18 protein-coding genes are annotated in these 23741 nt (G+C 62.9%); 12 read left to right on the forward strand and 6 right to left on the reverse strand.

Annotated features, from left to right (window positions below; translation table 11 throughout):
• Nucleotides 1-58 precede the first annotated feature (58 nt).
• The 3 genes from KIH79_RS02990 to KIH79_RS03000 are packed head-to-tail and all read left to right on the forward strand — an operon-like array spanning nt 59 to nt 3668.
• Nucleotides 59-1147: a phosphotransferase enzyme family protein gene (locus KIH79_RS02990; protein ID WP_219058036.1), complete on the forward strand. Its 1089-nt coding sequence runs from the start codon at nt 59-61 to the stop codon at nt 1145-1147.
• Entirely contained in the window at nt 1144-2754 is a 1611-nt protein-coding gene (locus KIH79_RS02995; protein ID WP_236023558.1) for a galactose-1-phosphate uridylyltransferase, read from the forward strand. The genes KIH79_RS02990 and KIH79_RS02995 overlap by 4 nt, the downstream gene beginning before the upstream one ends.
• Nucleotides 2755-2756: 2 nt before the next feature.
• Nucleotides 2757-3668, forward strand: coding sequence for an ROK family protein (locus KIH79_RS03000; RefSeq protein WP_219058037.1), 912 nt, complete (start codon nt 2757-2759; stop codon nt 3666-3668).
• Nucleotides 3669-3742: 74 nt separating this feature from the next.
• Here the strand turns inward: KIH79_RS03000 and KIH79_RS03005 are convergent, their stop codons facing one another.
• Nucleotides 3743-4882 (reverse strand): ROK family transcriptional regulator, encoded by a 1140-nt coding sequence (locus tag KIH79_RS03005; RefSeq protein ID WP_219058038.1) that lies wholly within the window; start codon nt 4880-4882, stop codon nt 3743-3745.
• Between the two features lie 400 nt (nt 4883-5282).
• On the opposite strand from KIH79_RS03005, the gene nagB reads away from it, so the two are divergent.
• Nucleotides 5283-6095: a glucosamine-6-phosphate deaminase gene (gene nagB, locus KIH79_RS03010; protein WP_219058039.1), complete on the forward strand. Its 813-nt coding sequence runs from the start codon at nt 5283-5285 to the stop codon at nt 6093-6095.
• A gap of 68 nt (nt 6096-6163) precedes the next feature.
• Nucleotides 6164-7423 carry an N-acetylglucosamine-6-phosphate deacetylase gene (locus KIH79_RS03015; protein ID WP_219058040.1) on the forward strand — a complete coding sequence of 420 codons (1260 nt, stop codon included), beginning with the start codon at nt 6164-6166 and terminating at the stop codon, nt 7421-7423.
• A 57-nt stretch (nt 7424-7480) separates the two neighbouring features.
• On the opposite strand, the gene KIH79_RS03020 is transcribed toward KIH79_RS03015, so the two are convergent.
• A complete protein-coding gene (locus tag KIH79_RS03020; RefSeq protein ID WP_219058041.1) occupies nt 7481-10384 on the reverse strand; it encodes a transglutaminase domain-containing protein in 2904 nt (967 codons plus the stop codon).
• Nucleotides 10385-10596: 212 nt separating this feature from the next.
• On the opposite strand from KIH79_RS03020, the gene KIH79_RS03025 reads away from it, so the two are divergent.
• Nucleotides 10597-12015, forward strand: a complete 1419-nt coding sequence (locus tag KIH79_RS03025; RefSeq protein ID WP_219058042.1) for an ATP-binding protein — start codon at nt 10597-10599, stop codon at nt 12013-12015.
• Nucleotides 12016-12081: 66 nt separating this feature from the next.
• Here KIH79_RS03025 and KIH79_RS03030 read toward each other — a convergent pair whose 3' ends face one another.
• A complete protein-coding gene (locus KIH79_RS03030; protein ID WP_219058043.1) occupies nt 12082-13014 on the reverse strand; it encodes a serine hydrolase domain-containing protein in 933 nt (310 codons plus the stop codon).
• Between the two features lie 90 nt (nt 13015-13104).
• A complete protein-coding gene (locus tag KIH79_RS03035) occupies nt 13105-14739 on the reverse strand; it encodes a carboxylesterase/lipase family protein (protein ID WP_219058044.1) in 1635 nt (544 codons plus the stop codon).
• A gap of 301 nt (nt 14740-15040) precedes the next feature.
• Between KIH79_RS03035 and KIH79_RS03040 the strand changes: the two genes are divergently transcribed.
• The 6 genes from KIH79_RS03040 to KIH79_RS03065 all read left to right on the forward strand — a co-directional run bounded on the left by KIH79_RS03040 (nt 15041) and on the right by KIH79_RS03065 (nt 21373).
• A complete protein-coding gene (locus KIH79_RS03040) occupies nt 15041-15988 on the forward strand; it encodes an ABC transporter permease (RefSeq protein ID WP_219058045.1) in 948 nt (315 codons plus the stop codon).
• 12 nt (nt 15989-16000) lie between these two features.
• Entirely contained in the window at nt 16001-16903 is a 903-nt protein-coding gene (locus KIH79_RS03045) for a carbohydrate ABC transporter permease (protein WP_219058046.1), read from the forward strand.
• Between the two features lie 28 nt (nt 16904-16931).
• Nucleotides 16932-18560 (forward strand): type 2 periplasmic-binding domain-containing protein, encoded by a 1629-nt coding sequence (locus KIH79_RS03050; protein WP_219058047.1) that lies wholly within the window; start codon nt 16932-16934, stop codon nt 18558-18560.
• An 83-nt stretch (nt 18561-18643) separates the two neighbouring features.
• Nucleotides 18644-19990 carry a glycoside hydrolase family 30 protein gene (locus tag KIH79_RS03055; RefSeq protein WP_219058048.1) on the forward strand — a complete coding sequence of 449 codons (1347 nt, stop codon included), beginning with the start codon at nt 18644-18646 and terminating at the stop codon, nt 19988-19990.
• Entirely contained in the window at nt 19987-20604 is a 618-nt protein-coding gene (locus KIH79_RS03060) for a DUF624 domain-containing protein (protein WP_219058049.1), read from the forward strand. The genes KIH79_RS03055 and KIH79_RS03060 overlap by 4 nt, the downstream gene beginning before the upstream one ends.
• A 61-nt stretch (nt 20605-20665) precedes the next feature.
• Nucleotides 20666-21373 (forward strand): TetR/AcrR family transcriptional regulator, encoded by a 708-nt coding sequence (locus tag KIH79_RS03065; RefSeq protein WP_219058050.1) that lies wholly within the window; start codon nt 20666-20668, stop codon nt 21371-21373.
• A 78-nt stretch (nt 21374-21451) separates the two neighbouring features.
• Here KIH79_RS03065 and KIH79_RS03070 read toward each other — a convergent pair whose 3' ends face one another.
• Both KIH79_RS03070 and KIH79_RS03075 read right to left on the reverse strand, forming a co-directional pair.
• The gene (locus KIH79_RS03070; RefSeq protein WP_219058051.1) at nt 21452-21973 is read right to left on the reverse strand and encodes an NUDIX hydrolase; all 522 of its coding nucleotides are present in this window, start codon (nt 21971-21973) and stop codon (nt 21452-21454) included.
• Nucleotides 21974-22141: 168 nt separating this feature from the next.
• Nucleotides 22142-23740, reverse strand: a complete 1599-nt coding sequence (locus KIH79_RS03075; RefSeq protein WP_219058052.1) for an aminopeptidase P family protein — start codon at nt 23738-23740, stop codon at nt 22142-22144.
• Between the last annotated feature and the right edge of the window lies 1 nt (nt 23741).

The raw sequence follows: 23741 nt of genomic DNA on the forward strand, positions 1-23741 counted from the left end.
CGCGGCGCGGCCGATCGCGATCAGCCCGCGCCCATCAGCACACGGAAAAGAGGACATCATGACGGACCACGACGCCATGCTCGCCGACATCGCCGCACGATTCGCGCTCGTCGGGGATGCCGAACGCATCGAACCGTACGGCGACGGCCACATCAACACCACGTATCTGGTGGTCACCGACCGGCGACGCTACATTCTGCAGAAGATGAACACGTCCATCTTCCCCGACACCGTGCATCTCATGCGCAACATCGAACTCGTCACCGCGTTCCTGCGCGAACGGGGACAGGAAACGCTCGACATCGTCCCCACGCGCGACGGCGCGACATGGTTCGAAGCGGACGACGGGGGAGCGTGGCGCGTCTTCGACTTCATCGAACGCACCGTCTCCTACAACCTCGTGCCCAACGCCGACGTGTTCCGCGAATCCGGCGCCGCGTTCGGAGCATTCCAGAACAGCTTGGCCGACTTCGACGCGTCCGAGCTGACCGAAACCATCGCGCACTTCCACGACACCCCTCACCGCTTCGAGGACTTCAAGGCCGCCGTCGCCGCCGACGCCAGCGGACGGGCTGCGACCTGCCCCGACGAAATCGCGTTCTACCTGAACCACGCCGGCATGGTCGCGACCATCACCGACGGCCTCGCCGACGGCACGATCCCGCTGCGCGTGACGCACAACGACACCAAGCTCAACAACATCCTCATGGACGAAACCACCGGCAAGGCACGCGCCATCATCGACCTCGACACCGTCATGCCCGGCTCCATGCTCTACGACTTCGGCGACTCGATCCGCTTCGGCGCCTCCACCGCGCTCGAGGACGAGCCCGACCTCGACAAGGTGCATTTCAGCCCCGAACTGTTCCGCGCCTACACGGAAGGGTTCGTCGGCGAACTGCGCGCCAGCATCACGCCGCGCGAAGCCGAACTCCTGCCCATGGGCGCGATGATGATGACGCTCGAATGCGGCATGCGCTTCCTCGCCGACTACATCGCCGGCGACGTGTACTTCGCCACCAAATACCCCGAACACAACCTCGTCCGCTCGCGCACGCAGATCAAGCTCGTGCAGGAGATGGAAGCACGCGCCGACGAGATGCGCGCCATCGTCGCCGACGTGATGGAAGGCGGCGATCACCGATGAGCGACGCACGGGACACCGCGGCGCACGACGTCGCGCACGGCGCCGTGTACGCGGCGATCGACGCGCTCGTCGACCACGCGCGGCTCAAGCTCGAACTGGACGCGCGCGACGCCGACTGGACGCGCAACCGCATCTTCGCGCGGTTCGGCTTGTCCTCCTACCGGCCAACCGGGGCGGGCGCGAACGGCCGCGACGTGGACGACCTGCTCGCCGTGCTGCGCAACGCGCTGCTCTCGGCCGGGCTGCTCGACGCCGACGACTGGGGCGACGACGCCGACGCGGTCATGGGCGCGCTGTGCGCCGCGCCGTCCGCGATCCAGCGCCGGTTCGCCGCGATCGAACGCTCCGGCAACACCGTGACGGACGACGACGAACCCGCGGACGCCGCCCCGCGCGGCGGCATGGACGCGATGCGCTGGTTCTACGACTACTGCGTGGCCGGCGACTACGTCAAACGCGCCGCGCTCGCGCGCAACCCGCGCTTCGACTCGCACGGCCTGACCGTGACCATCAACCTCGCCAAACCCGAGTTCAAGAACATGAAGAAGGCCGCGGCCGGCAATGCCGTCGCCGGCGGATACCCGGCATGCACGATCTGCCACGAGAACGAGGGCTTCGCCGGACGAGCCAAGCGCACGCTGCGCACCATCCCCGTCACGCTCGGCGGCGAGCCGTGGTTCTGGCAGTTCTCGCCGTACGGTTACTTCGACCAGCATGGTATCTGCGTGAACATGCGGCACACGCCCATGCACGTCGACCGCGACACGTTCGGGCACCTGCTCGACTTCGTCGACCGGTTCCCCGGCTACTTCCTCGGCTGCAACGCCGCCCTGCCGCGCATCGGCGGCTCCGTGCTCGCCCACGACCACTATCAGGGCGGCGGCGAGATCCTGCCCATGTTCAAGGCCGCGGCATGGGCGACGCTCGCGCCGCCGAATCGCACGGACGCGACCGTCGACATCCTCGACTGGCCGGGTACCGCCGTGCGCGTCGTCTCGCGCTCGCGCGACGCGATCGTCGACGTCGCTGACCGGATCCGCGAGGCATGGGTCGACTACGACGACGCAGCGGCCGGCATTGCCAGCCACGACGCGGACGGCAACCGCCAGTCCGCGCTCTCGCCCAGCGTGATCCGCACCGCGCGCGGCTACGAAATGAGCCTCATCTTCCGCAACAACGCGGTCAGCGACGAATACCCGGAAGGCGTCTTCCATGCGCATCCCGAATTCTGGCCGGTCAAGCAGGAGCCGATCGGGCTCATCGAGGCGATGGGCCTGTTCATTCTGCCCGGCCGGCTCGTCGGCCAGCTCGCGGCGATCGAGGACGCGCTCGCCGAAGGCCGTTCGCTGCCGGACGAAGTGGGCGAATTCACGCTGGTGTGGGACGAACTGAACGCGGCGCTGCACGGCTCGCGCGACCGCGACGCGATCCGGGCCGCCGTGCGCGACGAACTCGGGAGCGTCTGCGAACGCATCCTCGGCAACACGGCCGTGTTCAAGCGCAGGGAGCAGACGCTGGCATTCCTCGCGTCGCTCGGGTTCCGTCAATCGGAGTCCGGCGGTTCCGATGCCGGCGATGCGGATTCCGACAACGGCAAGGGGGCATGATCATGACCGAACGGCAATATCTGGTCGGCGTCGACATCGGCGGCACGAAAATCGAGGCGGTGCTGCTCGACTCGTCGCATGCCGTCGTCGCGTCGCATCGCGTGCCGGCCCGTCGCGGCGGCGACAACGTCGTCGCGGACGTCGTGGGTCTGGTGCGCGAGGTCGCCGGCGAACGGCTCGGCGACGTGGCCCGCGTGGGCATGGGCACGCCCGGACGGGTGGATTCGGCGACCGGACGCATCGCCAACGTCGTCAATCTCGACATCGACACGCTCGACTTGGGTCCGCTGGTGAGCGAACGGCTCGGCGGGGTGCCGGTGCATGTCGACAACGACGTGAACGCGGCGGCCGTCGGCGCGGCGCGCGTGCTGTGCGGCGACGATACGGCCGGCACCGTCGTCTTTCTCAATTTCGGCACCGGGCTTGCCGCCGGCGTGCTCGTCGACGGCGTGCTGCAGCACGGCTACAGTGGCGCGGCGGGCGAAGTCGGCCACGTGCCGGTCGATCCGAACCGATTCGACTGTCCGTGCGGGCAGCAGGGATGCCTGGAAACGGTGTGCTCCGGCGCGTCCGTGGCGCGGCTGTGGCCGACCGCCGACGGCAGGCCGCCGATGCCCGATCTCATCGGCAAGGCGCGGTCCGGCGACGCCGACGCGCGACGCGTGCTCGCCATGGTGACGCACGCGATCGGCGACACGCTGCAGATCGTCGCCCAGTCCGTCGACCCGCGGCTCATCATCATCGGCGGCGGCATGGCGAAAACCGGTGCGCCGCTGCTCGAGGTGATCCTCGACGAACTGCACGGACGCGAGACGTCCTGCCCGTTCCTCAAGGGGTTGGAGCTCGGCGCGCGTCTGCGTCTCGTGCCGGCCGACGCCCCGCTCGGCGCGATCGGTGCGGCATACGCCGCATAGCGGTTCCGCAGTCGCATGCACGAAGTCGCCGCCCGTGGTCTTGGTGACCGCGGGCGGCGACTTCGTGCCGGGTCCTAGTGCAGTTCGATGTGGTCGCGCACCACGGCGATCGCGCCGCCGCGCAAGGTGATGTCCGCGCCGCACTGGCAGCGGCGGATGACGGTGTGCGCGTGGAACGACGACGCCGTGGTCAGGTCGAACCGCTGCTGCGCGGCCTCAAGGAACGTGGTGTTGATGATGTCCGGCGGGCCGTACACGCACACGTCGGCGATGTCGAGCAGTCCGACCGGCATCGCCAGCGCCGAGGCGAAACGCTCCGCCGCCTGCCGGATGATCATCGGACGCTCGTCCTTGGATGCCTCGCGCATGAGCTCGCGCAGCACGTCGGGGGTCATCATCATTTCCAGGCAGCCGCGCTTGCCGCACGGGCAGAGCGGTCCCCGCTCCGGGTCGATGGAGATGTGGCCGATCTCGCCGCCCGCATGGTGCTCGCCGACCACCGTCACGTCGTCGATGAGCGTGGCCGAACCGATGCCGCGGCCGAACTTGACGAACAGCAGGTTTGGTCCGGCCTGTCCGAAGAACCGTTCCGTGAGCATGGAGCTGGTCACGTCGTTGGTGATGACGACCGGCACATCGAAACGCGATTCCAGCATGCCGCGCAGGTCGACGTCGTGCCATCCGAGCGCCGTGGAATCGCGGATCACGCCGGACTGGATGACGCCCGGCGCGGCGATGCCGATGCCGATGACCGCTTCGAGCGTGTCGGCGGCCAGCTGGTCGACGAGCTGGACGATCGCGTCCGTGCTGACGGGACTGTCCGGGCCGAGCGCGATTTCCATGCGCCGTTGCGGGCGCCCCAGCAGGTCGGTGACCGCTCCCTGGATCAGATGCGCCTGCGACAGATCGATGCTGATGACGCGCAGGCGCGTCGTGTCGACGCTGAGCAGCGTGCCGCGCTTGCCCTTGCCGGTGGAGGACTCATGCCCGTTTTCGCAGATCAGCCCCTCGTCGAGCATGTCGTTGACCACGTCGGAGACGGCCACGCGGGACAGGCCGGTGAGACGGCCGAGCTCGGCGCGCGAATAGCTGCTGTCGGGGAACAGCAGGCCGAACATGAGCGAACGGTTGTTGCGCCGCACGTCGGAGGGACTGGCCTTGGCGGTCTTGCCCGGGGTATGCAGCGGGAATGCCGCGCGGATGTGGTCGTTCATGGTCGCTGCTCCCTGTTCTCGTATGCGTGTGGCTGCGTCTTGGCGCGCCCGTCTGGGCCGGCATGTCGCGGTGGCTGTCCGTCCCGCGTCGGGCCGTTCGGCCCGGCTTCGTGCTGCGTGTTGCATTATACGATGCGGTGTTTGTGCCCGTACGCGGCGCCAAGAGCGGTCATCTTTGACAAACTGTCTTTCTATTGTACCGTTCGCAAGCGTTGCGACAGTCCGATAAACGCCGATAGATGGCGGATTTTCAATTATGTAAGTATTATTAACAATTAAGGATGCCGATGGGTTGGCCCATGCCGGCAAACTTCATGCAAAACAGCGGATATCACAGGCGCCGCACGATCCCGTACGGTTCATGGCCGGGATGCGGCAACAGCAAGGAAAGGATGCTCCAATGACGGAAGTCATCATCGTCAAGAACGAGGCCGAGGCCGGCGCGATCTACGGCCGCTGCGTCGCGGATCTCATCAAGGCCAAGCCGAACGCGGTGCTGGGCCTCGCCACCGGTTCCAGCCCGCTGGCCGCCTATCAGGCGCTCGCCAAGATCGTGCACGAGGAGTCCATCGACGTGAGCCAGGTGCGCGGATTCGCGCTGGACGAATATCTCGGCCTGCCGCTGACCCACCCGGAGTCCTACCACTCCACCATCCACCGCACGGTCGTCGAGCCCCTCGGCCTCGATCCGGCCAAGGTGCATGTGCCCGGCGACGTGCTCGACGGCGCGCCGCTGGAGGACGGTGACAAGATCGCCGCCGCCGGCCCCGCGTATGACGCGGCGATCGAGGCCGCGGGCGGCATCGACGTGCAGATCCTCGGCATCGGCACCGACGGTCACATCGGCTTCAACGAGCCTGGCTCCTCGCTTGCTTCCGGCACGCGCGTGAAGACCCTCGCCGAGCAGACCCGCATCGACAACGCGCGCTTCTTCGACAACGACATCAACCAGGTGCCGACCCACTGCATCACGCAGGGCATCGGCACGGTCCTCAGGGCTCGTCACCTCGTGCTGCTCGCGTTCGGCGCGGGCAAGGCCGAGGCCATCGAGGAGACCATCGAGGGCGGCGTGTCCGCGTTCTGCCCGGCCTCCGCGCTCCAGCTGCACCCGCACGCGACCGTCATCATCGACGAGGAGGCCGCCAGCCGCCTGCGTCACAAGGACTACTACCGCTACGCGTTCGAGCACAAGCCGGCGTGGCAGGGCATCTGATCTGATCCGATTCGTCAAACGGGCTCCTTTGCCGGGAGCCCGTTTGACGTCCATGGAAGGGAATCCGCATGACTGAATCTCGTGAACAGACCGTCGCCCGCGTCACGGCCGCGCTGACCGGCAAGCCGTCGCCCGTCGCCATCCACCGCGCGCGCAAAATCGACGCGCGTGGCGTGCAAGACCACTTCTGGGCCGTTTCCGACGCGCAGGGCGTGATCGTCGCCACCGGCACCGACGAGGAATCGTTCGAATCCGCCTGCCGCTCGGTCGGCATCGATCCGGCCGACGACAACGCGATCATCGACGCGGGTGGGCGCGTGCTCACGCCGGGCTATGTCGACATCCACGCGCACGGCGCATGGGAGAAGTCGTTCGACGACGGTCCGGACGGCATCGACGTCGCGCGCGCCGGTCACGCCGTGCACGGTACGACCCGTCAGGTGCTCTCACTCATCACCAACCCGGTCGACGTGATCGAACGCAACGTGCGCAACGTGCGCGCCAAGATGGACGAGCGTCCGGACATTCTCGGCGCGCATCTGGAAGGCCCGTTCCTCGCGCTCGCCCGCAAGGGCGCGCACGATCCCGAGTGCCTCAAGGACCCGGTGCCCGAACTCGTCGACGAACTGCTCGAGGCGGCCGACGGCTGCATCCGGCAGATCACCATCGCGCCCGAACTGCCGCACGGCATCGGCGCGATCAGGCAGTTCGCCGCGGCCGGCGTCGTGCCGGCGGTCGGCCACTGCGACGCCGACTACGAGACCGCCAAGCGCGGTTTCGACGCGGGCGCCGGCATCATGACGCACATGTTCAACGCGATGAACGGCCTGCACCACCGCAAGCCGGGTCCGATCCCGGCGGCCGTGGAAGACCCGCGCGTCACCATCGAACTCATCAACGACGGCTTCCACGCGCAGAACCCGATGGTCAAGCTCGGCTTCGGGTTCGCGCCGCATCGCATCGCGTTCGTCACCGACGCGATGGCCGCCACCGACTGCCCGGACGGCGCGTACAAGCTCGGCGCGCTCGACGTGAACGTGGTGGACGGCCACGCGAGGCTCGTCTCCAACGGCGCGATCGCCGGTTCGACGCTGCTGCTGGAGGTCGCCGTGCGCCGCGCCGTGATCGAACTCGGCTTCGACGCATCCGCCGCCGTGGAGGCCGCGACGCTCACTCCGGCCCGCGCGTTCGGCTTCGACAAGCCGAACAAGGTCACCGGAGCGCCGCTCGGCCTGATCGCCCCCGGCTACGCCGCCGATCTGCTGCTCACCGATCCGGCAACCTGGCGGGTCGAAGAGGTCTGGTGCGCCGGACGCAAGCTCAAGTAGCCGGTTTGCGTACGGTGTGAGATGGCGTCGGATCGTGACATCCGACGCCATTTTCGTTTATTTGGTCGCGAGGCGGAAGGCAAGATCCACGGATCCGACGTTGTAGCCGGTGGAGGCGTAGGTGCCGATGATGCGGTCTCCTTCCTTGCGCGCGACGAGGATCATCGGCAGCTTGTCGGGGTCGACGTACATGCCGCGCGTCAGCCGCTCGTAGGTCGTCGCGTCGCACCGCCACACGGCGGGGGAGCCGTCGCCGAGCCGGTCGAACATCGAACGCAGCGTGGCGCTCAGCGGCGCGTCGACCGGGCATGCGGCGAACACGACCGGAATGTCAGCCGCGTCGTCGCCGGCGGAACCGTCGTCGTGCGCATCGCGGCGCAGACGCGCGACGAGCTCGTCGAGCACATGGATGCTCGGCTCCGAACCGTGCGCGTCGAGGATCGCGACGATCGCGCGGTCGGGCAGCAGCTGCGACAGACGACGTGTCTCATCCGAACCGGCGTGGCCATCGTGTCGATCGCATGCCGTCTCGGTTCCGTCATCGGCCGTGTTCGTGTCATCACATACCGCCGCGTGGAATGTCACGTCATCGACGACGATATGTTCCAGCAACTCGTCCTCGCTCGGCTCGCGCATCGTCAACGTCACCGCCAGCTCGCCGCCGGCGCTCAGCCGGAACGTCGTCTCGTTGGTCTGCTGGCCGCCGTTCGGCAGCCGCACCGTGGTGATCAGCCGGTACAGTCCCGCTTCAACCGTCAACGGCATGCGATCGCCGTCCCACGCGCGCTCCCACAGGTCAAGCGACGCGAAATCGGTGCCGTGCGCGTCGCTGACCAGTCGGCCGATGCTCCAATCCGTGCCGTATGCGGGGTGCTCGCCAGTCGGCGCGACGACGGTAAGCGTCGCCATCCGTTCAGCCGTTGCGGCTGCATCATCAGTTGCGTGCGTCGCCGGCAGATGATGGAACGCATTGCCTTGGAAATACTCGGGTTCGCCGGTCTGCGGATCGAACCGCGCCGGCACGCCCAACGCGCGGCAGACGGTCACGAACGCGGTATCCAACGAACGCGGCGTGCCGATGCCGGCCGTCAGCATGCCGGTGGGGGAGATCGGCTCCGGCGTCTCCTCCCCGGACTGCGCGGCGTCGACATGATCGAGCAGATACTGACGGATGAGCTGTGGCCGGGCGCGTAGTTCATCCGTGTCGGCCGTGCGTTCGAGCATGGCTTGCAGCCGCGTGCGGTCGCCGGTCAGCGGTTCGTTGCCGATGCGCGGACCCAGCACGTAGCGCGCGTACAGATCGTACCGGTCGGCTTGCGCGATGTCGGACAGGGCGACGTCCAGCGCATAGTCGCGCACCTTGGAGGCGGAATGAATGGCATCATTGAGTGCGGGGGCAGACACGTCGCACAGGTCCTTGACGCTCAGCACCGACAGCAGTGCGAGACGGTCACGGTCGGCGATGCCAGGATCGTCGTCGGTGTCAGCGAGCAGGAACGACACGATGACGGGCGCGTTGGCTCCGGCAGTGGTCAGCAGAGATGAGATGGTATCGGCGGCGTTGGGCGATACGGATTGGTATCGATCGGCCAGTGTCCGACGGGTTGACTGATCGACAAGATCGACGAACGCTGCCACTCGTGCGGCGCGCATCGACTCGGCCTGTGCACGGCGTTCGATCGTGCGACGCTGCTGCTCGTCGGTCAATGGCAGGCTGCGCGGCGTGCCGCTTGGGGGAGCGACAAGATCGATGGGTGCCCATGATGGGGAATTGTACGCGATGGGTGACAGGATCTCTCCGCTCGCTGCGCTCGGTCGAGATGACAGTGAGGAGTCGCTCGATTGAGAGGACAGAGAGGTTTCGTCCGGTCGAGAGGACGAGGAGGATGTGTTCGGCTGGGACGGCAGTGCGACGGTGACGGCATCGGTGTCGGCGGTATTGACGATGACGTCGGCGAACGCGCCGTCGTGGCTGACGTGCACGCGGATGCTGCCCTTGCCGAGCGTCATACAGGCACGTCCCTGACCGTCGCTGACCGCGGTCGCGATCGGATAGTATTCGGCCATGTTCAGCAATTCGAACGCCACGTTCGCGCCTAAGATTGGTTGCCCATCGTCATCCGTCACAGTGACGACAAGATCGGTCGTCGGCGCGTAATCCGAGGTCAGATTACACAGCAGCATCGTGCCGTCGCCGCCTGCGCTCGCCGACGCGTCGACGTTGCCCTCGGAGAAATCGCAGAACACACGTGCATGCACGAGCATCGCACGCGTCGACGCCTTGTCGAACCAGCCGCGGTCCGGCACCTCCTCCGGCTCGCACGCGCCGAGGAACCGCCAACGGCCGTCCACATACGCCTCCACCCACGCATGGTTGTCGTCGCAGTGCGCCCAGCGCGGCGTGTACACCTGCCGGGCCGGAATGCCGATCGCGCGCAGCGCGGTGACCAGCAGCGTCGACTCCTCGCCGCAGCGGCCAAGACCGAGGTTCAATGCGCCGATCGCGTTGAGCGTGCGGTTGTCGGACGGATGATAGGTGACGTGCTCGGCGCACCAGTAGTTTGTCTCGAGCATCGCACGGGTGGCGTCAAGACCCCGCACGCGGTCGGCCAGCTCGCGGTGGCATAGCGGGCGGCAGTCGGCCAGCGCCTCGTTGTTGATGCGCGGCCAGAACACGTAATGGACGAACAGGTCGACCGGCAGATTCCGCGTCCACGGCATCGTGCGGCGCAGCATCAGCGCATGGTCCGCGAACGAGAGCAGCACGGCCGGATCGCAGTCGATCACGTCGTTGGCCGGCAGCGTGCCGTAGGCGAGCCGCATCAACGTCAGCCGGTCGCCGGACAACGTATCCATCAGCGACGATGCCGCAGGAAGCTTGGCGATCAGATCGGCTCGTTCGGCGAAACGGCGGTCGGCATACTCGCGCAGCTCGCCGTCGAGAAGGGAGGAGACACTCATAAACCACCATCATACGGGGAGCGGATGTCTCGGCGTTGCCGTGCCCGCGTTCGGGAGTGGGAATAAGCCCAAGTGCGATGCATCGCAATGTTCCGTTAATCTGTCAGTAAGTATTGTGTTTCCTTGCTAACATTATTTAACTTTAATGTTGCTGTATATAATGTTACTGTATGAACATTACATAAGACACATTGCGAATAAGAAGGCAGCATATGGAATTCGTTGGCAGGGATGAGGAGCTTGACACGCTGGGCTACCACTATTCGTTGGACAAGTTCCAGATGATCGTGGTGTACGGTCGGCGCCGTGTGGGCAAGACCGCGTTGCTGTCCAGGTTCTGCGAGGATCGTCCGACGCTGTGGTTCACGGCCAAGGAGCAAAGCGCGGCGATGAACCTGCGCGGCTTTTCCACGGAGGTCCGCCGGTTCTTCGGGGAGACCGAGGACAGCGGGGCGTTCAGGACATGGGAGGACGCGTTCTCGTATGTCGCGAGGAAAGCCGGCGAGGATGGGCGGCGGTTCGTGTTCGTGTTCGACGAGTTCCCGTACGCGGCCGCCGTGGAGCCGAGTCTGCCGTCCGCTCTGCAGATAGCCATCGACCACCAGTTCAAGGGCACCCGGGTCATGATGGTGTTGTGTGGCAGCAACGAGGGATTTATGGAAGGCAAGGTCCTTGGCTATCACAGTCCCTTGTACGGCCGGCGTAACGCGCAGATCCAGCTCAAGCCGTTCGGCCTGTTCGACGCGTGCCGCATGATGCCCGGAAACGCCGATTGGAAGGATCTCATCCAATATTATGCGGTGTTCGGCGGCACGCCCTATTATCTCGAGCAGATCGACCCGACGAAGTCGTTCCGGGAGAATGTCATGGCACAGTGCTTCAGCCAGTCCGGCTTGCTCTATCAGGAGCCCGTGATGCTGTTGCGCCAGGAGCTGCGCGAGCCGGCCGCGTACAGTTCCGTGCTTGATGCGATCGGATCCGGCCGAACCCGCCCGAAGGAGATCGCCGAATATGCCGGCATCGAGCAGAATGCGATCGGCGCCTACTTGCGCACGCTCGAACAGTTGAAGATCGTTGAACGGCAGGTCCCGTTCGGCGAGGACCCGGCCCATTCCCGCAAGGGACTGTGGAAGATGCGCGACCCGTTCTTCGCGTATTGGTACCGGTTCGTCGCGCCGGCCACGCAGATGATCGACGCGCAGCGTGGGCGCGCGGCCGGCCGTGTCGGCACCGAGGGGCCGGCGTTCGACACGTATGTCGGCCAGCAGTTTGAGACCATGTGCCAGCAGTGGCTGCTGAGGCATTACGGCGACGATCAGGACGAGTTCATTCCGACCAACATGGGTAAATGGTGGGGCAACGACCCGATGCGCCGTGAACAGGCCGACATCGACATCGTCATGGCCGACTCGTTCAACCACAGAGTGCTGTTGGGCGAATGCAAATGGCGTGAGAGCGTGAACGAGACCGAAACCATCGACACGCTCAAAAGCAGATCGCCATTGGTCAAGGAGCCTGGAGATCGGATCTACTACCTGTTCACCAAACACCCTGCAAGCGAAACCACCCGACGCAAGGCCGAACTGGAGGACAACCTGCACCTGATCGACGCCGAACACATGCTGCCATAGCACTCCTCCATTCGAACGAAGGAAAAGCGCGGTACACAAGCCGGACCTGAAGAAGGGGATGCAGGATTAGATCGAGAGAGCTTCGGAGGTACTGTCCAGCATGATGTCACGTATCTCGCCGTAATTGGGGTCCATCGACATGATGCTGACTACGGTTTCCTGGTCGGGGATGACGAGACAATATTGGCCGTATCTGCCGTCGCAGAGAAAGGCTCCCGGCCACGGCGCCATCCAGAACTGGTACCCGTATCCGTATGAGTGACTCGCTTTTTCCTTATGGTCTGGGTCGGTGTCGATGTGTTTGGTCGTCGCATCCCGCACATATCGTTCGTCGACGAGATGCAGACCGTTGAAGACACCGTTCTGGCAGAGCATCTGTCCGAAATTGCCGAGTTCGTCGATGGTGAGGTATAGGCCGTTGGCGGCGTGGACGTGACCCTGCGGGCAGAGTGTCCAGTCCGGATTGCCGATGCCTAGAGGCTCGAACAGACGGTTGCGCAGGTAGTTCAGTAGATTCTGTCCTGCCCGTCGTTCCACGATGCAGCTGGCGATGTAGGTGTTGAAATTGCTGTACAGGAACCGTGTACCCGGCTGGTTCGCGAAATCGGCATGGAAGAAGTACGAGATCCAGTCATGAACCCGGTATCGGTTCTCGTCCTCCGAGAAGAACAGCGGATCGCGAAGCCCGGAGCTCATGGTGAGCAGGTCTCGCACGGTGACCGCTTGAAGATTGGTGCTGGGGTTGTCTGGAACGTATTCGGGAAGAGCGTCGCATATGTGTTCGTCGAGTTCGGTCAATCCTTCCTGAATGGCCAGTCCTACGCCGATGGATGTGACGCTTTTGCTGACGGAGTACATGTTCAGTCGGGTTTTGCGTGGAAGTCGGTGCAAGTCGGCGGTGATTTTTCCGGCTCGTCGTGTTTGTATGTAGTACACGTTCAGGTGTCGTTCCTGTGTGCGGGTCGCGATGAGATCGGCGATGTGTGCTGTTTCGTCCATGATTGGTTTCCTTTCGTTGATGTGCTGATGTGTGATGGTGGCCGGAGCGGTGATGAAGGCTCCGCTGAATCGTCGGCTTTCGCTGTTGATTCAGCCCAGTTCGAATGCCTTGGTGGCGTATTCGTCGAGAAGCTGCTCCAGTCGTGAGGATTCCTTGACATGACCCTGTATGCCATCGCCCAGATCGATGTAGCCCAGCGAGTCGTCGGCTTTAGGCCATGCAGGCAATGGGATTCCCTCGGATTGACCATTGGGAACGCCGGTCCTGATGAAGTTGGACCAATAGGCGTTGACTTGCTTGGCCAGAATTCGGTCGTAGGCGGTCCATTGACGTGTCGGCGGCACGCCGGCATCCAGCGAGTCGAAGGTGTACCACAGTTCGCTGGAATGCCATGCCCAGTTTGCTGCTCGGGACCGGACGGTGCCGATGTCACCAATGCTTTGCGGGGTGATATGCGAAAACACATAGGCGTATGTGGCCTGTTTGCTGCCGATGCGTCTGTTCATCATCCTGCCGAAGGCGCGGGCGACCATCAAATTCCTGCCGCCGTTGGTGCCGAGCCCGTATGTTTCCAATTCACGCGCAGTATACGCTGCGGTCTGGTCGGTGACGGTGACAAGGTTTCTGAAGTCATATTCGTCGTATAGGTCTCCAAGTAGTTGCCGATAGTGGGCGTAGAAATCCTGCGCCGTGATGATTCCGTGGTTGTCACCTTCGCCGTAGTTGGTGCCCGTGAGTATGTTGATCGAGTCGAGTGCCCCGGCGCGTATCGCATCGGCCGCCGATGCATGGACAATGTAATTGTCATCCTGCGTTATATGGCCCGTCCAGCCTGCACTGTCGGTATCCATGAGCTGTTCGGCGCTCATGGAGCGTAGCTTATCCAGCGGTATGTCTGGGGTGAGGCCGAGATCGTGGAGATAGATGGCTCCTCGTTGTTCGGCAGCTGATTGGGATTGATAGGTATCGGTCCATTTCAGCCCGCTTTCGAGAATCATGCCCCGTATTGGTGCGGACAGCTTGGGAGAGGTCGCCATCGCCATGCATTTGGTAGTGCCGCCCGATTGTCCGCCGATGGTGATGCTGGATGGATCTCCGCCAAAGGCCGCGATATTGTCGACTATCCATTGCATGGCCTTGATCTGATCCATCAGACCGTAGTTGCCGCTATGGCCCTGTTCATTTGATAATTGCTCTAGGGCGAGATAGCCGAAAGCTCCAAGTCGTTGCTCGACGCTGACGACGACTATTCCGTGGGCTGCAAAAGCCGCGGCGTTTGTTTCCTGCTCGTATGCATACGCCTTGTCGAGGCTTCCTCCGTGGAACCATACGTAAACCGGCCGTTTGATCGTGTCGATCAACGCGGACTGTGTGGTGGTGATGTTGAGGTAGAGGCAGTCCTCGCTCGTCTGCGGAACGGTTCCGTAGTAAAAGTCGGAGCACCACGGTTCAATGTCGGATTCGAGGTCCTGCATGGGCATGGGTTGGTAGTGATAGGCTTCGCGCACGCCTTTCCAGGGTTTGAGATCCTGCGGTGGTCTCCAGCGCAACGCTCCTACCGGCGGTTCGGCATAGGGTATGCCTCGGTATTCGACGAGGTCCTCCGGCCCCTTGTTGTTGACCGTGCAAAGGCCTTTCAGCAGGCCGTATCGCGTGGATACAACGGTTGGGTCCTCAGAGGTTGTCGGCTTGTGGCGTGCCCGCCGTGCAGCTGCTGGGCGCATGGTTTCCTCCTTTGGTCTGCGATTGTTCCGCCCGTTGCCGTATGTGGGCATGGCAAGGAACAACTAATATTGAGTTACTGACAGTAAGTTTAACGTGTTTTTTGCGGCGTGGGTGTATATATGACTAAAAAGCTGAAATTTCAACGAAAAATAGTGACAATCTGCCGCGATTCATGGATTTGACTTCGATTACTCTGAGTAATATACTTCAGATGTCGAAGCGCAGTGGATTCCCTCAATGCAGAGAAAGCCAGGGACGGCACCGCTGTCGCGCATCCACGAGACAAGGAAAGGAACAGGCATGGCTGTTGCAGGGCAACGCGCGTCGTTGGGCGTGCGGTTCGCGCGCTGGTGGCAGGGCTTCTTCTACCAGTGGCAGTTGCAGATCATGGTGTTGCCAGGTATCATTTTCATGATCATCTTCAACTACATCCCGATCTACGGATTGGTGCTGGCGTTCAAGAACTACACCGTTGTGGACACGATTGGCGACGCCCCATGGGTGGGTCTCGACAACTTCAAAATCATCCTCGGTGACTCCTATTTCTGGGATTCCGTCGTCAACACGCTGGGCATCAGCGTCATCAAGCTGATTCTCGGATTCATTCTGCCGATCATCCTCGCCGTGATGATCTACGAGGTGCCATGGGGCCCGTTCAAGAAGATCGTGCAGACCCTTACCTATCTGCCGCACTTCTTCTCTTGGATCATCCTTGGCGGTATGCTGATCAGCTGGCTGTCTTCCAACGGTTTGCTGAACTCGACGTTACATGTCTTCGGCATTAATGCCGGCGCGAACTACCTGCTTGACGCCGACAAGTACTGGGGAATCGCATCGCTGTCCGACGTGTGGAAGGAAGCCGGTTGGGGCACGATTCTCTATCTGGCCACCATGGCCGGCATCGACCAGAGCCTGTATGAGGCGGCAGAACTCGACGGTGCGTCGAAAATCAAGCGCATCTGGCACATCACCCTGCCCGGTATCAGCAACATGATTACGCTCAACCTGATTCTGTCGGTCTCGGGCATCCTCAACTCGAACCTCGACCAGACCCTCGTGCTTATGAACTCTCAGAACCAGGCCAAGGCCGAGGTCATTAACTCGTACGTCTACCGCATGGGCATGACGCAAGGCGACTTCTCCTACGCCACTGCGGTCGGACTTGGCATCTCGGTCATTTCCGCGATTCTGTTGGTCATCACCAATATGGTCACCAAGAAAATCAACGACAACCAGTCGGTACTGTAAGGAAGCAGCATCATGGTACAAGACAAATCGCTCGCGCTTGATCCCAAGCGTCGCATCCGCCACTCCTCCCGTGCATTTGACATGGTCAACTGCACACTATTGGTCATCTTCACGCTGCTGATTGCCGTGCCTGTGTGGAATATCGTCGTCGCATCGTTCTCCGCGTCTGGCTCGACCGGTGGGCTCGCGCTGGTGCCTGACAAGTTCACGCTCGACAACTACAAGGCCGTGTTCACCAACAACGGCATGTGGAACGCTCTGTTCATTTCCGTGGCGAAGACCACAGTTGGTGTCATCGCGCATACACTGTTCTGCGCGCTGTTTGCCTACCCGATGAGCAAGGCGTATCTCAGGGGGCGCAAGTTCTATTCGGCGATGGGCATCATCACCATGTTCTTCGGCGGCGGCATGATTCCTACATTCCTGCTCATCAAGTCGCTCGGCCTGCTTGACACGTTCTGGGTGTACATCATTCCCGCGCTGTTCAGCTACTACGATGTGATCATTCTGATGAACTTCTTCCGTCAGATCCCCGAATCTCTCATCGAGTCGGCGAAGATCGACGGTGCGAGCGAATGGCGTATCTTCACGTCAATCATCCTGCCGCTGTCGATGCCGGGTCTGGCCACAATCGGCTTGTTCCACGGAGTCGCTCAGTGGAACGACTTCATGACCACGAAACTGTACGTCAACAACGAGCAACTGTACCCGCTGCAGATGCGCCTATACAACATCATCATGCAGTCGCAGGCTGCGTCGGAGAACGGCAATATGGCTTCGGCCATTCTGGATACCACCACGCGAGGTGTGCGTCTGTCGACCATCATCATCACGATCGTGCCGATTCTCGTGCTCTACCCGCTGGTGCAGCGCTACTTCGTCGGCGGCACGATGCTCGGCGCAGTCAAGGGTTGAAACGGCAATGAACTCAAGGAACACAGCAATGAAGCACACTCGCATCATACGGAACGTAATTATCGGCCTGTCCTCTATCGCTCTGGTTGCCCCGCTGGCCGCCTGCGGCGTCGACAACGCCTACACCACGAACACGGTCGACGCCCTGCCCGACCCCACGTACACGCTCTCCGCGGACAAGCCGGCCTGGCAGTCGGACACGTCCAAGGACAACACGCTCACCTGGTACGTGAACGCCGACTGGTGGAACAAGTCGTTCGGACAGGACCTGATCACCAAGAAGATCAAGGAGGACCTCAACGTCGACATCAAGTTCGTCACGGGCGACGACACCAAGCTCAACACGTACTTCGCCGGCGGCGACCTGCCCGACGTAATCACCGTGTTCGATAGTACGTCGCGCGTTGCCAAGGCCGCGAAGAATTGGTCGTACCCGTTGCAGGACCTTGCTGCGAAATACGACCCGTACTTCATGAAGGTCGCCAAGAAGGAGACGCTTGACTGGTTCAAGCTCTCCGACGGCAAGACACACGGATACCCTTCGTACTCCAACACGTCCGAGGACTACAAGTCAGGCATGATCCACACCTCGCAGGCGTTCGTCATTCGCAAGGACGTGCTCGCGGCCATCGGCGACCAGGACTTCACCACGCCCGAAGGGTTCATCGCCGGCATGAAGGCCATCAAGGAGAAGTTCCCCGACCTCGTGCCGTTTGGATTCAACGACTTCAGCGGCGGCAACAGCTCGCTCGACACCGTGCTGCAGAACATGCTCGGCGTGCCCACGCTGAGCAAGGACGGCACGTTCTACGACCGGCAGATGGACGACGATTACCTGACCTGGCTCAAGACGCTACGGCAGGTGCACGAGGACGGCAACATCTCCGACGACAGCTTCGCCGATGATGGCGATACCTTCAAGGAGAAGGAGAGCACCGGCAAATACGCCACCATGCTGGTAACCAGCTTCGTCGGCCAGAGCGCGCCCCTGCAGCAGTGGGCTTCAACCGACCCGGACGGCCAGTACGTCGCCATCGACGGCATTCGCAGCACCAAGGGGCGCAAGCCCACGCTCAGTGAGACCGGCCTGAGCGGCTGGACCGTCAGCTACATCACCAAACAGTGCAAGAACCCGTCCAAGGCCATCCAGGTCTTCACCTACCTGCTGTCCGATTACGGTGAAATGCTCGTCAACTACGGCATCGAGGGCAAGACCTACACCAAAAACGCGGATGGCACCGTCTCCTGGACACCCGCCGCCGATAAGATCCGCCTGAACGACTCCGAGAAGTGGCAGAAGGAATACCGCATGGGCGAGTTCGTGCTCTTCGGTCACGACCGGTACAAGGCGCTCAACAAGGACTCCTTCGCCGACGCCATCAAGCAGTTCCAGGAACACAACCAGCAGTACCTAGCCCCGCAGTATGAGATCGAGAACATCGCACCGGACGCCGGCACGCTGGAGGCGCGCTCATATACGGCCATCACGACCAAATGGTCCTCCACGCTAGTCTCGCTCATCCGGGCCGGTTCGGATAAGCAGTTCGACAGGATCGTCAGCCAGTACAAGACGTTCCTGAAGAACAACGACATCGATGCCATCAACAAGGTGCGCAACGAGAAGATTAAGAGCAACGAGAAGCTGCTCAGCGAGTAAGCCAGCGTTTCCGGTCTGCCCCGTGACGGGACAGACCGGAAACGTCTCGCGTCCAGACACGTATGAATAAGGAAACCACGTTCATGAACACCATGTATATGACCGACGGCCCGGAACATATGTTCACGCCGATCGAAGGGGATACGGCCGGCACCGTCGACGTGACGATAACCATCGACCCCGGACACCGACATCAGAGTATCGACGGATTCGGCGCGTCGTTCACTGATGCGTCCGCCCACCTGATCGGACAGGTGCTCGACGATGAGGATCGCACGTACGCGATGTCTAAATTGTTCGATCCCGCACTCGGCATCGGCTTGTCCCTGTTGCGCAACCCGATGGGAGCTTCGGATTACGCGCGCACGATCTACAGCTACGACGACATGCCCAACGGGTACGAGGACATGGAACTTGAGCACTTCTCGATCTATCACGACGAGAACGGCATCATCCCGCTGACCAAATGGGCCATGGAACTCAACCCGCAGCTCAAACTCATCGCCTCGCCTTGGAGCGCACCGGGATGGATGAAGACCAGCGGTTCCATGATCGGCGGAGAGCTCAAGGAAGACCGCTACGAGGTATACGCCCGGTACTTTGTGCGGTTCCTTCAGGCGTACGCCGAACAGGGGGTTCCGGTCTTCGCCGTCACGCCTCAGAACGAGCCGCTGTTCGTGCCCGGCCACTATCCGGGCATGCTGATGCCGGCGGATCGGGAGGTGCGTTTCGTGCGCGACTTCCTGCGTCCCACCCTGCGCAAGGCGGGACTCGACACACGCGTGTTCGGCTACGACCACAACTGGGATCGCATCGACTATCCGCTGAACCTGCTCGACGACGCGTTCGACGCGTTTGACGGCATCGCATGGCACTGGTATGGCGGCCGGCCTGTCAGCCAGTCACGCGTCGCGGCGATCTTCCCCGACAAGGACGTATACTTCACCGAGGGGTCCGGCGGCGAATGGATCCCTGAATTCGAGCCGGCATTCAGCAATCTCATGCGCACGGGTATCGACATCCTGCGCAACGGATCGAAGTCGTTCATCTTGTGGAACCTTGCGCTCGACGAGCACAACGGACCGGTCGTCCCCGGTTTCGGTCGCAGCACCTGTCGTGGCCTGCTGCGCGTCAATCAGGCCGACCGAACCGTGGAATACACGCTGGACTATTACGGTCTGGCCCATTTCAGCAAGTTCATCCGGCCCAATGCGGTGCGTATCGACAGCGATCAGACCGCCGGCGTGCGTTCTCTGGCCTGCCGCAATACGGATGGTTCGACGGTCGCAGTGCTGTTCAACGACACGGATCATGCCGTGCGAGTCGGCGTGGAAATGCGCGGCGTGGACGGTTCGTCGCGCACGGCGACGATGCCGACAAGGGCCGCGCTGACCGTGGTCTGGAACGACGAGAATAATGGTATGCGATGAAACTGTTTTCCATTGACTGCAAGCTGTACCGCACGCTTGAACTGGTCTGGCAGGTGATGGAACTGAGCCTGCTGTTCCTGTTCGGCTCCGTGCCGATCGTCACGATCGGGGCGAGTGCGGCGGCGATGTTCCGCGTGCGGTTCGACATGATCGAAGAGGGTTCCGTGCCGGTCGCGTCCCGTTTCTGGTCGGCCTACCTGCGTGCCTTGAGGCGTGCAGTGCCGGCGTGGCTGATCGTGGTCGCCGGATTCGTCTTGTTGCTTGCCGTATACTGGGGCGTCTCCATGCTGACGGGCGGCAGCCAGTACGTGCTGATGCCGCTGAACGTGGTCGGAGCCGTATGGATGCTAACATGCGTCAACGTATTTCCTCTGCTTGCGTCTCGGCCGGCGTTGGACGTTCCGGTGGCGGTGCTGTTCCGTGAGGCCGCCCGTGCCGGACTGGGACATGTGCTGCAATCCGCGCTGATGGTGTGTGTGCTGCTGACGGCCGTGCTGTCGGTGGTGTTCGTGCCGTGGCTGCTGTTCGTGGCGCTGTTTTTCTTCCCCGGGCTGGCATGCTATGTGAGGACGTGGCTCGTCCGGTGGGCGTGCGCGGGAACGGTTCGGCCGTGACGACCTGATCGGGCCGTCAAACGCCGCATGGGAAACCCTGATCGTAGTAGGTAGGTCAATTATGCAGGACAATGCGCAGCACAATGAACGTGACCGCGGGGGCAAACCCCGCAAGCACCGCCCGGAAACCGAGCAGAAGCGACGCGAGATCATCGCCGCCGCGTCGCAGGTGTTCGCGGAAAAGGGATTCAACGACGGGACGCTGGAAGAGATCGCCGAACGTACCGGTCTCACGCGGGCCGGCGTGCTCCACCACTTCGGATCCAAAAGCGCCCTGCTGATGGAAGTGGTGAAGAACCGCGACGTTTCTGGCGGCCAGCGGCGTGAGCAGACGCACATCGACCACGGCGAGGACTGGTTCCGCCATCTTGCCGCCACGGCCGACGACAATGCCAAGCATCCGGGCATGGTACGCCTGTTCACCATGATGTCCGGGGAATCGGTCGTCAAGAAGAACACCAGTATGCCGTACTTCCGGGACCGCTACCGCGATCTGCGCAACGACCTCATGGCCTCGTTCGTCCAGATGGCCAAGGAACGCAAGGCCACCATCAATATGGCCGAGGCCGAGATGGCGAGCTCGGCCATCATTGCGGTCATGGACGGCCTGCAATATCAGTGGCTGCTGCAGCAGGGAGATGAGAACGACGAGACCGAAACGTCCGAAGACGACAGCCCTGTCGATCTCGCGGAGTACACGCGCTACGCCATCAACGTGATCGTCGCGGCCGTGCTCGAACACCATGACGATCCGCCACTGATCCAATAACCGGCGCCGGCCGATAGGGGAAGTCGGGCCGATCCATACGGAGGTCTGCGTGGGATACCTGATACGGCCTGTGTCTCGTCAGTGGAGCTGGCCTTCGGTGATGAAGAACGCGTGAGTGTCGCCGTGGCGTTTGTTGTCGATGTAGCGGCGGAACAGGGCGAGGCGTTCGACGGTGCTCGTGGCGAGCGGCTGGGGGAGCGCGTCGAGGTCGAACCAGCCGACGTTGAGGCTTTCCTCATCGCCGACGAACGGGTCGGCGTTGCCGCCCGGCTTGACCGTGCACAGGAACGAATGGTCCATGTACATGGTGTTGTCGCCGTTCGCGTACGTGATGACCTTGTCCGAGGAGACGACCGCGACCAGATCGGTGACGACCGCGTCCACGCCGGTCTCCTCCTTGATCTCGCGCACCACCGTGTCCGCAGGCTGCTCGCCCGGCTCGTTGATGCCGTAAACCATCGCCCACTCGCCCGTGTCGGAGCGGCGGCCGAGCAGGATGCGGCCGGAATCGTCCAGCACGCAGCCGGTCACGCCCATGAGCCACAGGAGATCATGGCCGATCTTTTTGCGGAGTTTCAGTACGAAATCAGGGGTTGGCATAGATAAGTCCTTTCGTGTCTATACACAAGCTCCCCTTGCTAGGGGAGCTGTCGGCGAAGCCGACTGAGGGGTAGTCGGAAGGATGTGCGTCATGGCGCTTGACTACCCCTCAGTCTCACTGCGTTCGACAGCTCCCTTGACAAGGGGAGCCGAGGAAAGAGGGAACGGTCAGACCAGCGCAGCGGTCGCGCGGTCAGACATCCACTGCTCGACCTCGTCGATCTGCTTCGGAATGCCGGCGGAGAGCCATTCGGGGCCGTGCTCAGTCATGAGCACGTCGTCCTCGATGCGGATGCCGATGCCGCGCATCTCCGGCGGCAGCAGCAGGTCGTTCTTCGCGAAGTACAGGCCCGGTTCGATGGTGAAGATCATGCCCGGCGTGATCTTCGCGCCCTGATACGACTCGTAGCGGGCCTGCGCGCAGTCGTGCACGTCCAGGCCGAGGTGATGCGCCACGCCGCAGGCGAGCCAACGGCGGTGCTGCTGGCCTTCGGGGGAGAGCGACTCCTCCACGCCGACCGGCAGGATGCCCCACTCGTGCAGGCGCTCCGCGATCACGCGCATGCACGCGTGGTGGATGTCGGAATAGGTCGCGCCCGGCTTGGCCGCCTCGAAACCGGCCTGCTGGGAGTCCAGCACCGCCTGGTACAGGCGCTTCTGCAGGTCGGTGAACTTGCCGCCGACCGGGAACGTACGCGTGATGTCGGCCGTGTACAGGCTGTTGACCTCCACGCCTGCGTCGATGAGCAGCATGTCGCCATGGCGCACCACGCCCGTGTTGCGCATCCAGTGCAGGATCGGCGCGTGCTCGCCCGACGCGATGATCGTGTCGTAGCCCAGGCCATTGCCCTCCTCGCGCGCGTTCGAATTGAACGCGCCTTCCAGCATGCGCTCCGAACGCGGCTGGTCGACGACCTTCGGCAGCGTCGTCAGAATACGGTCGAAACCGTCCTTCGTCGCGGCGATCGCCTTGCGCATCTCGCCGATCTCATAAGAGTCCTTGATCATGCGGGCTTCGGCGGAAAACTCGTGCAGCTTGTCGTCGGCCGCGGAATTTGCGTCCGGATCGTCGAAGCCGTTCGCCTCGCGCACCGACTCGACCATCGACGTGACCTGCGGGTCGGCGTCGGCGATCACGCGCACGCGTACGGCGCCCGCCTCCGAACCGACGTCCTTGCCGAGCGCGTCCGCGAGCTGCGCGATGTCGTGCGTCTCCAGACCGGTCATCGCGGCCAGTTCCTTGAGTCCGGCGCGCGGGCCGACCCAGTACTCGCCGTAATGCGGGTCGCGGTAGTAGTCTTCGGTCGAATTGTCGGCGCGCGGCGCCACGAACAGTTCGGCCACATGGGTCTTGCCGGCCTTGGCCTCCTCGGAATCCGGGTCGACCGGGTTGAGCACGAGCACGGCGCCCGCCTCGTAGTCCTCGCCAAGACCCGTGTAGTAGGCGAACGACGTGTCCGGACGGAACATGTAGTCGCAGTCGTTGTTGCGCACCTTCGGCTGGCCGGCCGGAATCACCAGACGCTCGCCCGGGAACGCCTTGCCGAGCGCCTCGAGACGCGCCGGCGTGAACTTCGAGGACTCGAGCGGCTCGACGGCCGGCTCCTGATTGTCCCAGCCGGTCGTCATGAACTCCTTGAACGAGCTGCTGTTCGGACGCAGCGAACGGTTGTTCACGCGGTCGTTCATCGGCTGGTTCGGACCGGGCGCGGACTTGCTCTCCTCGGCCTCGTACTCCTTGTCCTTTTCGGTGATGACTTCGCTCATC

The organism is Bifidobacterium miconis (genome assembly GCF_019331735.1).
Lineage (GTDB): Bacteria > Actinomycetota > Actinomycetes > Actinomycetales > Bifidobacteriaceae > Bifidobacterium > Bifidobacterium miconis.